Source organism: uncultured Paraglaciecola sp. (assembly GCF_963977085.1).
In the GTDB taxonomy this organism is placed as follows: domain Bacteria; phylum Pseudomonadota; class Gammaproteobacteria; order Enterobacterales; family Alteromonadaceae; genus Paraglaciecola.
Map to the genome: position 1 here is coordinate 194,988 of NZ_CAXBNC010000004.1, position 13,997 is coordinate 208,984.

The following is a 13,997-nucleotide window of genomic DNA, read 5'->3' on the forward strand; positions in this document are numbered from 1 at the left end:
GTATTGCGCATTTAGTTTCAACAGACCGCTATATTCGTGGATTATTTTCAAATGTCAATGAACCGCTAAATTTGCTTGGTTTTCCAGCGGCCTTTACGGAAAACAATGAATGCCAAAAAAGCAATAAACAGTGAAGCCAATGGAATGGCTGCAAATACACCGGCTGGGCCTATTTTTAAGCTAATCGCTAACCAATAAGCCATTGGTATCTGTAATAACCAATAACAAACAAAATTGATTACAGTGGGTGTCATAGTATCACCCGCGCCGTTAAAGGCTTGTACCAAAGTCATACCTACAGCATAAAATCCATAACCATAAGCGACAAATTGTAAACATTGCGTGCCATACTCAATCACACTTTTACTATCGGTAAATAAACTGATGATATTGGCTGAGAAAAAATAGAAGGCCAGCGCCACTGTTAACATAAAGGCAAGGTTATATTTAGTGATTGTCCATACAGAGACTTCTGCCCTTGTGGCTTGTTTGGCCCCTAAGTTTTGGCCTACTAAAGTGGCTGCGGCATTACTTAAACCCCAAGCGGGTAACATAGTGAACATCACTATTCTAATCGCAATTGTGTAACCAGCAACGGCGTCACTTCCAAAATGGGAGACTATCCTGACTAAAAACACCCAACTGGCAGTGGCAATTAAAAATTGTAAAACACCACCCAACGACACCTTTAATATGCCGACGATAACGGCCAAATCTAGCTGTAGTTTATGGATATATAGCTGTATTTTTCCGCTGATAGAAAACAAATGGTACAACTGATACATCACCCCAATACTGCGGCCAATAGTAGTGGCCACGGCTGCGCCAGTTAAGCCCATTTCAGGAAAGGGACCCCATCCAAATATTAATATAGGGTCGAGAACAATGTTAATGCCGCTAGCCAACCACAAAGACTTCATAGCGATTTTTGCATCGCCTGCACCACGAAAAATAGCATTGAATAAAAACAAAAATAAAATACTGACGCAACCACCTAACATAACGGCAGTATAACCATGGCCCATTATCGCCACGTCTTCGGTGGCACCCATAAGGTGCAATATATCCACTGCGTAAATACTACCTGGAATACCTACCGCCAAAGCCACACCCAAGCCTATCCAGATAGTTTGAACCGCCACTTGATTGGCCCCAGCAATATTTTTCTCTCCCACGCGACGAGCAACAGTTGCTGTGACTGCCATGCCTAAACCTATCGCTACTGCATATAACAGAGTAATGACTGCTTCGGTTAAACCCACAACCGAAATAGCTGCAGGACCCAAAGCCGAAACAAAAAAGATATCGGTTATGGCAAATACCGACTCCATCATCATTTCTAACACCATAGGCACTGACAGTAAAAATGCCGCTTTGCCAATTGACCCTTGGGTTAAGTCTTGTTGATTATCACTGCTTAATGCTTGCTTAAATAAGCTATACAGAGATTGTTTAGGTTGTTCTGATTGAGTATTTGAGTGATTTCTCATAATAGTGTCCCTATGCCTGGCACATCTAAAACGTTATTTGGCGCACCAAAAAAGAGATAGTTGTGTAGCGTATTACTTAATTTTTTCTTGGCTTGAAAGGCCTTTATATGGGCTTTAAGCCCTGATAGATTATGCTTGGAGGGAAATCACAGATTTCATAACCGAGTCAATAATCCCAATGGTAATGCTGGCAATTGAATTGTTCATTGGCTTACTCGGTTATAAATTAGGCTGTCAGAATGCAATCAATTTAACTATTTGTCAAAATAAAATGAGTTTAGAGAACTTTTTAAGAGTAGAAGCGGTATAAAAGCACTCTGTACTGTTATCCCTTATAAACACTGAGGATATTTATCTATGCAATTTTTTCGAGCCTTGAGTATTCATCTAGTGGTTTTTGTTTTGGCCATTGCCATGGTTTGGGCGGGCAGTGATGGTGGACAATTACTTAATCTGGGATTAGACAATAGAGTGTCTATTTTTGCGAGCTGCGCCCTAATTGCTTTTATCGTGCAATGGATCGCCCTGATCCCAGCGTACTTACTTAAAACAGAACACTTTTATGATTTGACCGGTGGTGCCACCTATTTAGCGGTTATTATCTTTGCCTACACTCAAAGTGAACAAACTGATACTCGCTCGTTAATCCTTACTTGTTTGGTGGCTATTTGGGCTATGCGATTGGCTGGTTTTTTGTTTTTAAGAGTGCGTAAACAAGGATCAGATAGTCGTTTCGATGAGATTAAACTTAACTTCTGGCGCTTTTCTATTGCATGGACAGTACAAGGATTATGGGTCTTAATAACGGCCGGTGCGGCAATTGCTGCGATTACATCTAGCCATAAAAGTGATTTTGGTTGGGTGGGAGCAGTTGGTCTAGTGTTGTGGCTAATTGGTTTTTCAATTGAAGCGGTGGCCGATAACCAAAAGCGAGTTTTTAAACAACAAAAAGATACCCAGACAGAGTTTATTCAATCAGGTTTATGGTCACGGTCGCGCCATCCCAATTATTTTGGTGAAATATTATTGTGGGTTGGTGTGGCAATCATTGCTTACCCCGCTTTATACCAGTGGCAAGTTATGACGCTTATTTCACCATTATTTGTGATTTTATTATTAACTAAAATCAGCGGGATTTCCCTGCAAGAAGAGCAAGCCAACGAGCGTTGGGCCGATGACCCTGAATATCAAGCGTACAAAAAACGTACGCCCGTTTTGATCCCTAAGTTGTTTGGGTAGTCTTAAAAAAGTACAAGGATAATAACCACAGAGGTTTCACACTCAAAGAAAAAACATCTTATTAGTTTCTCTGTGCAGCGAAGCGTCGGCGCCCGACGCTCTGTTTTCTCAGTGGTAAAAATATTATTTAATGTATGAGACATAGCGACATTGATTGATAAGTATCAACACAGACTTCAGACTTTACTTGAGAATGATCCACTTCGAATGGAGATTTTGCGAGCCGTATCGACTTTAGATTTGCCTGATTGTTGGGTGGCTGCTGGTTTTGTGCGTAATTTAGTGTGGGATCATTTACATCATAAAAACACTAGGTTGAATGATGTGGATGTTATTTACTACTGCCAATCTGACACCCAAGGTCAGTTAGCCATAAACGCCACCGAACAGTTACATGAGAAACTACCTAAGGTTAACTGGCAAGTCAAAAACCAAGCATTGATGCATAACAAAAATCAGCATAATCAGCATAATCAGTATCTTAGCAGTATTGATGCCATGACATTTTGGCCAGAACAAGAAACCGCTGTAGCGGTGGCCCTAGATGCTAGAGGAGATATCTCTGTTGCTGCGCCCTTTGGTCTTAGGCCTCTGTTTAAAGGATCTATTACCGTAAACCCTAAAGCAGATGAAGAGATTTTTTGGCAAAGAATACAACAAAAGTCATGGCTAACAAGCTGGCCTAAGTTGCTGGTAATCAACAGTCATTCAGACAATTAAGCGTATTCATACCTAAAGTCTTTGTTAATCAGCGCGATAACTAAAGTACCTCTATTTTCTTAGCGAAAACCGTTTTGCTCGACTCAGTGAATACAAGTCAATCCGATCTCAACACAACTAACGAAGCGTTATTGTCGAGTGACTATGAACTAAACGGTACTATCAATCGTGCTTCGGGTGAAGGGGCAAAGTTTGCGTTACTGCTGGCGATGCTTGAGCAAGACTGCACACATCGGCCACATATACAAAAAAATCAAGAAATAAATGCAAATACAGAGCGCAAAACCGACCTTAATTATTACCGCTCCAGTCCCTTAAGCGCTAATGATTCATACTGGCAGACCTGCCAACACACCAGTGACTTAATACACAAAGGGCAAATTCAATCTGCCCATCTTTGGTTGGCCATGCATCCTGAACCTCTATCGCAACATAATAAAGCCGATGATATAGATGCAGAGGTTATCGCTAACTGCAGCCTTGCTGCTCAAACTCGGCTAGAGCAAACCAAACAAAAAGCGCTGCAGGTAGATGAAACGGGGTTGTACGATATCTTGCAACAACTGGATCCTGTTTCTGCTTAGTTAAGCAAATTTCAACTTAGTTAAAATCGTCTATTGCTTTGTCTTTAAATGTTGGCCAACCCGTAGCTATGGCTAAAACTGCAAATACTAAAATCAACATGGGATACCAGCAATAAGGGGTGAGTGCCAAGGGAGAGACGCCGGCAAGACTGGCTGCGGCTAAGAGTTGACCGCCATAGGGCACTAAGCCCTGAAATCCACATGAAAATATATCTAGTAAACTCGCGGTGCGCCTTGGATCTATTTGGTATTTTTTACCTAAGTCTTTCACTATGGGGCCTGTGGTGACTATGGCAATAGTATTGTTGGCGGTGGCTATATCTAGTGCGCTGACTAAAGCGGCGGTGCCGTATTCCGCGCCTTTTTTAGTGGTAATACCTTTAGTGATATGACTCACTAACCACTGGATACCGCCATAGGCTTTCATGAGTGCCACTATGCCACCAATAAGCAATGCGATTGCGACCATGTCTTGCATCCATCCCATGCCTTTTTGCAGGCTTTGTAACATAGTGGCGTAGGTAAATATGCCTTTTGACAAACCCACCACGCAGGCACTGCCAATACCCACACCTAACACTCCTATGACGTTAACGCCCAATAACGCGCAACTAATAATCAACAAGTAGGGCAGAATTAGCCAAAGATCGTAATCATTGGAGGTGATAACCGCACTGCCATCAATTTCCACAAACATAAGTAATACTGCTGTTAAAATTGCGGCAGGTAACACTATCAGTAAATTAGCCTTAAATTTATCTCTAAGCTGTACACCTTGAGTTCGAGTGGCTGCAATAGTGGTATCAGAGATAAATGATAAGTTGTCACCGAACATTGCACCGCCAATCACAATGCCTACAGCCAGTGGCACGGGTACGCCTAAGCTTTCGGCCAAACCTATGCCAATAGGTGTAACAGCAGTAATAGTGCCCATAGAAGTGCCCATGGCGAAGGCAATAAAACAAGCAATGACAAATAGACCGGGCAATAGATAGGCAGTTGGCACGTAATTAAGTGCCCAATTTACTGTGGCGTCACGGGCTCCAATATCGATAGTGACGGCATAAAAAGCCCCAGCTAAAAGAAAAATTATGGCTAATAAAATGATGGTTTTGTCACCGCCACCTTTACAAAAAATATCAACTTTTTCGGATACTGATAATTTCGATGCTTTATTGTTAAGCAATAAAGCAAAACCTGCAGACATCACAAAAGCCACTAAGATGGGCATAGTTGAGAAATTTTGTGTCAACAGCCCACTGCCGATCACTAAGAGCATAAATAACAATATGGGGGTTATGCCTAAAAAGCTCTCAGCTGGGGGTTTTTCCATCAAGTTCTACCTATTAATTTATTAAAAAACAAAGTGTTAATCTTATAGTAAAGGACCTGAGTGGCAATAGCTTAGGTGTCTATTCGTTAGGGCGTTGACGCCTAAATGAGATATAGGGACTTTTTATGGCGAAGTTATCATGGCAAAAAATCTAAATCATCTGCATAGGCAAATAATGCAGGAGCGCCACCTGTATGCCAAAAAAGTACCTTGTCATCTTTTGTAAGTTTACCTGAGCGAATATGGTGAATCAGCCCACTCATGGCTCTAGCGGTATAAACGGGATCTAATAATATGCCTTCATATTTTGCTGTTAAGGCAATGGCTTCTTTTTCTGCTTGACCTACAACGCCATATCCATCACCTATATAATCAGAATTTAATACTAACTTATCTAGCGAGAAAGCATAATCAAGGCCGATAAGTGTTGCAGTACTGTTGACTAGCTGAGTAATTTGTTGCTCAAATGGCAATCCTGAATTGGCTTCTTTATCTATATTAATGCCTATTAATTCAAAGGTTTGCTTGTAAATTTTTTTGCCTAAAATTAATCCAGCATGCGTGCCACCTGAGCTTGACGCAAATATCACATGGGAAAACTCAGCCTCTTTATTTTGTTGTTGTAACTCTGCTACAGCCTCAATAAATGCCACTGCGCCTAATTCATTAGAGCCACCATAAGGCACTACATAAGGGCTTTTACCTTCAGTTTGAAGTTGTGCATAAATGCGTGGGATATCCTGCCCTTTGCGATTAGTGCCTGTCCAATGAATGTGACAAGCAAATAGTTGGTCTAAGAGTAAGTTGCCTTGGGCTTGTTGTGGTGCTTCACCGCCAAGTAACAAATGACATTCCAAATTAAGCTTAGCCGCTGCTGCGGCAGTTTGGCGGCAATGGTTAGATTGGGCAGCACCCGCGGTAATGATAGTATCGCAGCCTTGTTTTAAGGCGTCAGCCAATATGTATTCGAGTTTTCTGGTTTTATTCCCCCCTAACGCTAAGCCCGTAAGATCATCTCTTTTCATGAATATCTTTGGACCACCTAGCGCCTGGCTTAGCCTGTGTAATTCCACTAAGGGGGTAGGGAAAAAGCCTAAGGATGTTTTTGGAAACTGGTCTAAATGCATACTTTCTCTCAAGTTCTGGCAATAATGGGTGAGTTTATAAGTGAATGCCTAACATCATACACATAATAGGTAATTGAAAATGATGACAGTGATACAATAAGAATACTATTTACGAGATTGATCCGTGACCACCTATTTTGGCTTGTCTGACATGCAATTTGAAGACTTCTGTTTTACCCAATTTAACGCGCCTATACAAGAGTATGACTTGCCTAGTCGTTTTACTTTTCCTTTTTATTATCAGCCACATCCATTATGTATTTTGGCTGCAACACAACTACAACACCAGCTAAAGACTCAAGACCAATGGCAACACAACTTTGGTTTGTCTGATGACCCAAAGAATGTGATAGGCAAAATGTTTGGTGTGTTGTTGGTCAAAAATGAGCAAGGAGAAATAGGCTTTATTTCGGCTTTTTCAGGCAAATTGGCTGAGCAAAACCATATTCAAGGTTTTGTGCCACCAGTATTCGATTTATTAGCTGATGACAGTTTCTTTTTGTCGGAAAAGGTGGCGATTAATAATCTGAATCAAGAGATAAGTACCCTAGAAAACAGTCCGCAATTATTAACCTTACAACAGGACTTAAGTGCCTTAGAAACAAAGCATGAGCAGCAGTTATCGGAACTCAAGGTCGAGCTGATAGAAAATCGTAAAAACCGCAAAAAACAGCGACTGGCTCTGCAGAATGAATCAGATAAACACGTCACAGACACTGGCTTAAAAGCGCTAGCACAGCAAAGTGTTTTTGATAAATGGCGCTTAAAGGAATTAGGCGAACATGGGCTACAAAGCATCAGCAAACTGCAGCTACAGGTAAAGGCGTTCACTGATCAAATAGCAGCGTTAAAATTACAACGAAAAACCCTCTCAGCGGATTTACAAAATAGAATATTCAATCAATATCAGTTTTTGAATCAAGCCCAACAACCTAAAAGTTTGCTGGATATATTTGCCGAAACCGCACTAAAAACCCCGCCAGCAGGCGCGGGGGAATGTGCCGCACCTAAACTTTTGCAATACGCCTTTAAGCATCAATTAACGCCCTTAGCCATGGCGGAATTTTGGTGGGGAGCCTCGCCCAAATCAGAGGTAAAAAAACATCAGCAGTTTTATCCCGCTTGCACAGGTAAATGTCAGCCCATTTTAAAACATATGTTGGCTGGCATGACGTTGGATGAAAACCCCTTACTATTTAATTATGGTGAAAGTAAAAGTGTAGACATCATCTACCAAGACGATGACATCTTAATAGTCAATAAACCCACAGAGTTTTTATCGGTACCCGGAAAAGAAATATCTGACTCTGTATTCCAGCGTATACAGCAACAATTTCCACAAGCAACTGGGCCTTTGATTGTGCATCGGCTAGATATGTCTACCTCAGGCTTGATGGTATTGGCCCTTAATCCACAGGCCAATAAATATTTGCAAAAACAATTTATACATAGGGAAGTACACAAACAATATGTGGCATTGATTGAAGGTATACCGCTGCAAGATAAAGGCGAAATAACCTTACCTTTAAGAGGAGACTATTACGACCGACCCAAACAAATTGTGTGCCACCAAGAGGGTAAAACCGCTCACACTTTTTGGCAGGTATTGGATCGTTATCCCGAGAAAAATCAAACCAGAGTCCTGCTCACACCACACACAGGCCGTACCCACCAATTACGAGTGCATTGTGCTCATGGCGAAGGTTTAAATATGCCTATAGTGGGGGACGATCTGTATGGCACTCGAGGCAGGCGATTATATTTACATGCGCAACGATTAGAGATTAATCACCCGGTTAGCAAAACCCCTATGACCTTTAAGGTGGACGCCGAATTTTGAGGCCAAGTATGCCAAGTGAATACTCGGCAACAAGGGGACTTTTGACAATGTTGAGGTAAAACAACATCCGTTGTTATGAATCACTAAATAGCTGCCTGCGGTTGGGGAATACTGGGTTTGTTTGTTAGCTGCAGCAACAAACACAGTAAAATCAACCCTATACCTAGCCATCCGATGACACTGAATTTTTCTCCTACAATGACTACCGCCATAATTGTCGCAAGTGCGGGTTCGAGCAAGGTCAAGAGTGTTGCCTGACTTGCTTCAACATAGTTCAATCCATATCCAAACAACACATAGCCCAAAAACATCGGGATAATTGCCATATAAAATGCAACAAATGTATTTGATGTTGATGCGAATAAATTGTCTCCAGTCACAAACAGAGAAGGCAGCAATATTAAAGCCGCTAAACCAAACATAGCCGCCATAGCGGATTTTGAATGGATATTTCTGTCAATCATAGATTTTGCCACCCAAGAGTAGAGGGCATAACTCAAGCCCGCCAACAATCCCAGTGTTATGCCGAAATAATGATGTAGGTTTTGGGTTTGCTGCTGGATATCATCTAGTTTCCCCATTGATAACAACACTATACCTAGGGCGCCTATGGCAAAACTGATGAACCATTTCTTCGCCACTGATTTATTGCTAATTAGACACTCCAATAGCACGGTAAAAAATGGTGCGCTGGCAAGTGATACAACTGTGCCTATGGCGACCCCAGACAAACGCATGGAACTGTAAAATGCTAATGGATACACCGCCACCGATAACCCTCCTACTATTAATAAGGGGTAATGAGACAATAATTTCACACTGTCTATTTTTAGATGTTTAAGTGAGGTGAATACAAGTAATAAACCACCTAGCCCCATTGCAAATGCCCCTGTGGCTAATGGACTAACACTAGGAGTGAAACTCGCAGCTGTGCCTGTAGTGCCCCATAACAAACAGGCAAAAATAATGGCGGCATTAGCTTTTAATTTTTGCTCTTTAAAAGACACTGTCCACTCCGAAATGTATTCTAAAATCTAAAACCAGTATAAAGTGAAAAAGTATTAGTAATTGTGCAGTAAAGACGTTTTTATGGGGAGGTTAGCCGCTTTTTATTGAGAAAACTCACTAGGAGATAATCCATAATACTGTGAAAAGCGGCGACTAAAGGCGGATAAATCTGCATAGCCTACTTGTTCAGCAATAATCTGAATTGAGTAATCGGTGTGCATTAAAAGGGCTTTGGCTTTTTCCATGCGTTCTTTAGTAATGTGTTTCGAAACGCTTAACCCTACCTGTTGTGTAAATACCTTTTTAAACTGGGTTTGGCTTAAACAGGCGACTTTCGCTAAGGTTTCGACTGATAGGTTTTCGGCTATATTTTCAAGTACATATTCAACAACCAAACGTATACGATGATCAAGTTGCCTAAATTGTTGCTGTTCTTCTAATAACAAAACAAAGGTGTCGAACATGGACTGCTCAAGCTTAGGGTTTACCTGATTTTCGAGCTGTTTTTCTATGAAACCCAAAAAACTAATGAGTGGCGGCGTAATGGAAAAAACCAAGTTGTCTGTGCTTAAAAAACTCTCCGGTAACTCTAACAAATCTGCGACCACAAACTTGGCTTCTTGATTGGCCGTAAAGTGATGCATTTGACCTTGTTTGATAACCACACACTCACCGGGCGCTACTTTCCCAGAGTATGCTTCTAGTTCAATGTTAATCACCCCACGCAGGGGCAACACCAATTGCTGGAAGTTGTGAACATGCCCTTTACGTTGGCGGTTGTATGAGCGAATAGAAAGGTGATTTTGCATAAATAATAGGTGCTGTTTATAACCGATAACTTAGATTACATCATTGCCTAAGGAGAAACTTATTCGAGCTGAATAAATTTAGAAATAGCCACATTAAAAGGGACTATTTACGTTTTATAACGATAGCGACTCGATGATTTAGGGGGGCGATTTCCACGTCCTTGAGATTTTCCTCGACCTTGTGGTTTGGGATCAGCTTCAAAATTACCGTATTCATCATCATCCGGAGTGGCAACCTCAGGCTTCTTAGTGGGCGCAAAGCCGGCAATGACTTCATGTAAAAACTGACGGCCAATCACACGTTCAATAGACTTGAGCTGTTTAGATTCATCCTCACTGAACAATGAAATAGCTAAACCGCTAGAACCAACACGACCGGTACGCCCTATTCTATGCACGTAGTCTTCAGTGACATAGGGCAAATCAAAGTTCACTACGCAGGGTAATTGATTCACATCAATACCACGAGAGGCGATATCGGTAGCAACTAATACTTTAATGTCGCCATTTTTGAAGCCATCTAAGGCATGAGTGCGTGCGTGTTGAGTTCTGTTACCATGGATTGAGGCGGCGCTGATACCTGATTTTTGCAACTGTGCGACTAAATTATCGGCACCACCTTTGGTACCAATAAATACCAAAACCTGATGCCATTTGTGTTTTTTTATGAGGTGGTTCAACAACTCCGTTTTACGTGTTTTGTCTACAGGATGTATTCTTTGTTCAATGGTGTCGACTGTGCTGTTTGCCGTTGTGACTTCAATCAAAAGTGGGGTCTTTAACATGCCTTGTCCGAGCAATTTAATTTCATTGGTAAAAGTCGCTGAAAACAATAACGTTTGTGGTTGAATTGGAAACAGTGTTTGGATCTGATGAATAGCGTCAATAAAACCCAAATCCAACATACGATCAGCTTCATCCAATACCACTATTTCCAGTTGCTCAAAATTAACCGCCTGCTGATTATATAGATCAAGCAAACGACCCGGCGTAGCAACCAGTATATCTAAGCCTACAGATAGTCTGGCTATTTGCGGCTCTATCCTCACGCCACCAAATACTGCAGCACAGCGAATATTAAGATGGCGACTATAATTTTCTACGTTTTGGGCAACTTGAGCCGCGAGCTCTCGGGTAGGGGTGATGATTAAGCCACGTATAGATTTTTCCTGTGTACTTGTTCCCTTGGATAAAAGTTGCAGCAATGGCAGGGTAAAGCAGCGGTTTTACCCGTGCCGGTCTGAGCAACTGCCATTAGATCGCGCTGCTTAAGTACAGCGGGAATCGCTTCAATCTGTATGGGGGAGGGAGTGGTGTAACCCTGCTCGGCGACGCTTTTTAACAGCGCATCACACAAACCTAAAGTACCAAATGACATAACAATACGATCCTTAGATTTAAAGATAACTTGGCAGTGATGCGCTGCAGTGGATAAAAAACCTTTTTTGAAATACCGTTATTTACATAGCGTTAGTCAAAACTAGGAGCTCGTTTTTCAAAGAACGCAGCCACAGATTCCTTAAATTCGGCCGAGGCTAACTGTGCAGCGAATATTACACCTTCTCGTTGCATTTGTGCTTTTACTTGTTCTTTATTGATACCACGGATTAACGCTTTAGATTGTTTGACCGAGTTAGGTGCCAAACTAGCGACTTGTTCTGCGACCTTGAGACTTTCTGTTAGCAGACTTTCATCTTCAAATACCCGTGAGATTAAACCCGCACTTAAGGCTTCTTCAGCGTTCAAGGTGCGTCCTGCTATCATTAAGTCATTGGCCCAGGCGTTCCCAACAGCTAAAGGCAACAATAGACTTGAAGCCGCTTCAGGCACTACACCCACATGAGTAAAAGGAGCGCGAAAGCTGGCACTTTTGGCTGCGTAAACCATGTCGCAATGTAATAACATGGTGAGACCAATACCAATGGCAGGGCCATTCACTGCCACAATGATGGGGGTTTCACACTCTGAAATTGCGTTTAAGAACCGAATGACTGAAGGGGTGCCAGTTTCTTCAATGGGATTGATAAAGTCGTCTAAGTCGTTGCCCGCGGTAAAGGTATCCCCAGAGGCAGTAAGCAATACTGCTCGAACTTGCGGGTCTGCTTGGCTTTCTTCCAATGCATCGGCTAAAGCGGAATATAAAGCTCGATTAAGGGCATTTTTTAGCTCAGGTCGATTGATGGTGAGGCGCATGACGCGGTTTTTCTTTTCTACAATAAGACTGGTGGACATCAGATTTTCCTTTTTAGGGAGACTATTTATCGTTATTGACTATGTGTTCAGCATTTTTTGATACATGTACTAAAAACCGCGCAATGGTTTCTTGTTCTGCAAGACTAAATTCATCCAGCAAAGCGCGATTAATGTTTCTGACTTTTTGGGTCGATTGCTCTGCTATGGTTTTTCCTTTGGGGAGTAAAATGACTTTTTGCACTCGTGCATCATGAACGTCTTTTTCGCGCTTAAGCAGTTTAGCTACCGCCATTCTATCCACTACTCCAGACATGCTTGAGTAGCTCATGTTAAGTTGATCGGCAATGGCTGTAATAGGTGCGTTGTCATATTTACATAATGAAAAAAGTACTGCTAACTGGGTGGTACTGATTTGCATGTCATTTCTAAGCTTACGATCGGCCGCTTTAAATAACGCACCATGGGCCAGTTGCAATAAATGAAATACTTTTAGGTGTTTTTTCATCGCATTAATCTTTGAAAAATATTTATTTAATATACGAAATAAATAATAGCTTCGCAAGCAATCTTACTCATAATAAGGGTTAAGAATAGATGTTTATTTCGTATAAGAAATAAAAGTAATTTACATGCGAAATAAATGATGGTTTTATAACAAAAGTATCGGACAAATGTTTATGATTAATAACGTTAAGTAAGAGGTGTGAAATGAGCACAACCAACAAATCGGCAACGGCTCAAAGTGATCAAACCTTAAACCGTCCTTTGGTGCAGCTACATACTTTGCCGACTAAAGCGGGGCACTCAGTGGCTACTACGGTTTTCCATAGCCAAATCGAGATGGTGAAGGGAGTCTGTATTATTGCCGCTGCTACAGGTGTCGCCCAGCGTTTGTACCGAGATTTTGCCATTTGGCTAACGGCCCTAGGCTATCATGCAGTGACTTTCGATTATGATGGTATTGGTTTATCCATAGAGGGACACGTCAAACACTGTAAAAGTGATGTAATTAGTTGGGCAAATAATGACTGCCCTGCAGTGCTTGACGCTGTGGCACAGCAGTTTAGTGACTTAGAGTGCATTTGGATTGGGCACAGCGTTGGCGGTCATATGTTAGGCATGATGCCTGATACAGGGCAGATTTCCCGTGCAATCACAGTGGCAGTGGGGACTGGTACCTGGTGGTATAATTCCCCTAGTACTAAGCGTGTTTCTTGGTTTTTATGGTATGTGTTAGTGCCGGTAACTGTGCCTCTGTTGGGGTACTTTCCTGGTGATAAACTGAAAGTCATGTGTGATTTACCTAAAGGTGTCATGATGCAATGGCGTCGCTGGTGTTTGAAAGACGGTTACGCTGTCGAAGGGGAGGGACAATGGTTGAAAGAGCGCTTTGCCAGTGTGAACTTTCCTATTACATCACTGGCTTTTAGTGATGACGATATGATGTCTATGACAAATATCGATATGTTACACGCGCAATTTACTGGGGCGACTATTACCCAGAAAATTGTCAAACCTAAAGAGGTAGGGCTGCATCGTATTGGGCATATTGGCTGGCATAAAGCCAGTTGCCAAAACTTATGGGAGCAAGTGTTTAGACCATTGCTTTGAAATTGATTTAGCTATGACCTGCATTTTGAGTAATAGATTAAGG

The 13,997-nt window shown here is 41.8% G+C and carries 12 protein-coding genes and 1 pseudogene; 5 read left to right on the plus strand and 8 right to left on the minus strand.

Features of this window, described 5'->3' with window-relative positions; all coding sequences use genetic code 11:
* Nucleotides 1-65: 65 nt before the first annotated feature.
* Nucleotides 66-1,490, minus strand: a complete 1,425-nt coding sequence (locus AAC000_RS06720; RefSeq protein ID WP_339721213.1) for an MATE family efflux transporter — start codon at nt 1,488-1,490, stop codon at nt 66-68.
* 357 nt (nt 1,491-1,847) lie between these two features.
* Here AAC000_RS06720 and AAC000_RS06725 point away from each other — a divergent pair, with 357 nt between their 5' ends.
* From AAC000_RS06725 to AAC000_RS06735, 3 genes are all read left to right on the plus strand, one after another.
* A complete protein-coding gene (locus tag AAC000_RS06725) occupies nt 1,848-2,729 on the plus strand; it encodes a DUF1295 domain-containing protein (protein ID WP_339721214.1) in 882 nt (293 codons plus the stop codon).
* 150 nt (nt 2,730-2,879) lie between these two features.
* Complete coding sequence (locus AAC000_RS06730; protein WP_339721215.1) at nt 2,880-3,449, plus strand: nucleotidyltransferase family protein; 570 nt, start codon at nt 2,880-2,882, stop codon at nt 3,447-3,449.
* Between the two features lie 86 nt (nt 3,450-3,535).
* On the plus strand, nt 3,536-4,033 hold the full coding sequence (locus AAC000_RS06735; protein ID WP_339721216.1) for a VC2046/SO_2500 family protein: 498 nt from the start codon (nt 3,536-3,538) through the stop codon (nt 4,031-4,033).
* Between the two features lie 16 nt (nt 4,034-4,049).
* Here AAC000_RS06735 and AAC000_RS06740 read toward each other — a convergent pair whose 3' ends face one another.
* Nucleotides 4,050-5,366 carry a Na+/H+ antiporter NhaC family protein gene (locus AAC000_RS06740; protein ID WP_339721217.1) on the minus strand — a complete coding sequence of 439 codons (1,317 nt, stop codon included), beginning with the start codon at nt 5,364-5,366 and terminating at the stop codon, nt 4,050-4,052.
* Nucleotides 5,367-5,503: 137 nt separating this feature from the next.
* Entirely contained in the window at nt 5,504-6,493 is a 990-nt protein-coding gene (locus tag AAC000_RS06745) for a D-cysteine desulfhydrase family protein (protein ID WP_339721219.1), read from the minus strand.
* 151 nt (nt 6,494-6,644) lie between these two features.
* Between AAC000_RS06745 and AAC000_RS06750 the strand changes: the two genes are divergently transcribed.
* Nucleotides 6,645-8,333, plus strand: a complete 1,689-nt coding sequence (locus tag AAC000_RS06750; protein WP_339721419.1) for a pseudouridine synthase — start codon at nt 6,645-6,647, stop codon at nt 8,331-8,333.
* Between the two features lie 83 nt (nt 8,334-8,416).
* Here AAC000_RS06750 and AAC000_RS06755 read toward each other — a convergent pair whose 3' ends face one another.
* From AAC000_RS06755 to AAC000_RS06775, 5 genes and pseudogenes are all read right to left on the minus strand, one after another.
* Entirely contained in the window at nt 8,417-9,340 is a 924-nt protein-coding gene (locus tag AAC000_RS06755; RefSeq protein ID WP_339721221.1) for an EamA family transporter, read from the minus strand.
* Nucleotides 9,341-9,442: 102 nt separating this feature from the next.
* Nucleotides 9,443-10,150: an AraC family transcriptional regulator gene (locus tag AAC000_RS06760; protein ID WP_339721223.1), complete on the minus strand. Its 708-nt coding sequence runs from the start codon at nt 10,148-10,150 to the stop codon at nt 9,443-9,445.
* Nucleotides 10,151-10,257: 107 nt separating this feature from the next.
* Nucleotides 10,258-11,528: pseudogene (locus AAC000_RS06765) on the minus strand (DEAD/DEAH box helicase).
* A 92-nt stretch (nt 11,529-11,620) separates the two neighbouring features.
* Nucleotides 11,621-12,382 carry an enoyl-CoA hydratase gene (locus AAC000_RS06770; protein ID WP_339721225.1) on the minus strand — a complete coding sequence of 254 codons (762 nt, stop codon included), beginning with the start codon at nt 12,380-12,382 and terminating at the stop codon, nt 11,621-11,623.
* 22 nt (nt 12,383-12,404) lie between these two features.
* The gene (locus AAC000_RS06775; protein WP_339721227.1) at nt 12,405-12,848 is read right to left on the minus strand and encodes a MarR family winged helix-turn-helix transcriptional regulator; all 444 of its coding nucleotides are present in this window, start codon (nt 12,846-12,848) and stop codon (nt 12,405-12,407) included.
* Nucleotides 12,849-13,051: 203 nt separating this feature from the next.
* Here AAC000_RS06775 and AAC000_RS06780 point away from each other — a divergent pair, with 203 nt between their 5' ends.
* The gene (locus tag AAC000_RS06780) at nt 13,052-13,954 is read left to right on the plus strand and encodes an alpha/beta hydrolase (RefSeq protein ID WP_339721229.1); all 903 of its coding nucleotides are present in this window, start codon (nt 13,052-13,054) and stop codon (nt 13,952-13,954) included.
* Nucleotides 13,955-13,997: the final 43 nt, after the last annotated feature.

Bases quoted from the DNA above. Each gene is read 5' to 3' on its own strand.
- AAC000_RS06720 (WP_339721213.1), bottom strand. From the start codon at position 1,490: ATGAGAAATCACTCAAATACTCAATCAGAACAACCTAAACAATCTCTG.
- AAC000_RS06725 (WP_339721214.1), top strand. From the start codon at position 1,848: ATGCAATTTTTTCGAGCCTTGAGTATTCATCTAGTGGTTTTTGTTTTG.
- AAC000_RS06740 (WP_339721217.1), bottom strand. From the start codon at position 5,366: ATGGAAAAACCCCCAGCTGAGAGCTTTTTAGGCATAACCCCCATATTG.
- AAC000_RS06745 (WP_339721219.1), bottom strand. From the start codon at position 6,493: ATGCATTTAGACCAGTTTCCAAAAACATCCTTAGGCTTTTTCCCTACC.
- AAC000_RS06750 (WP_339721419.1), top strand. From the start codon at position 6,645: ATGCAATTTGAAGACTTCTGTTTTACCCAATTTAACGCGCCTATACAA.
- AAC000_RS06760 (WP_339721223.1), bottom strand. From the start codon at position 10,150: ATGCAAAATCACCTTTCTATTCGCTCATACAACCGCCAACGTAAAGGG.
- AAC000_RS06770 (WP_339721225.1), bottom strand. From the start codon at position 12,382: ATGTCCACCAGTCTTATTGTAGAAAAGAAAAACCGCGTCATGCGCCTC.
- AAC000_RS06775 (WP_339721227.1), bottom strand. From the start codon at position 12,848: ATGAAAAAACACCTAAAAGTATTTCATTTATTGCAACTGGCCCATGGT.
- AAC000_RS06780 (WP_339721229.1), top strand. From the start codon at position 13,052: ATGAGCACAACCAACAAATCGGCAACGGCTCAAAGTGATCAAACCTTA.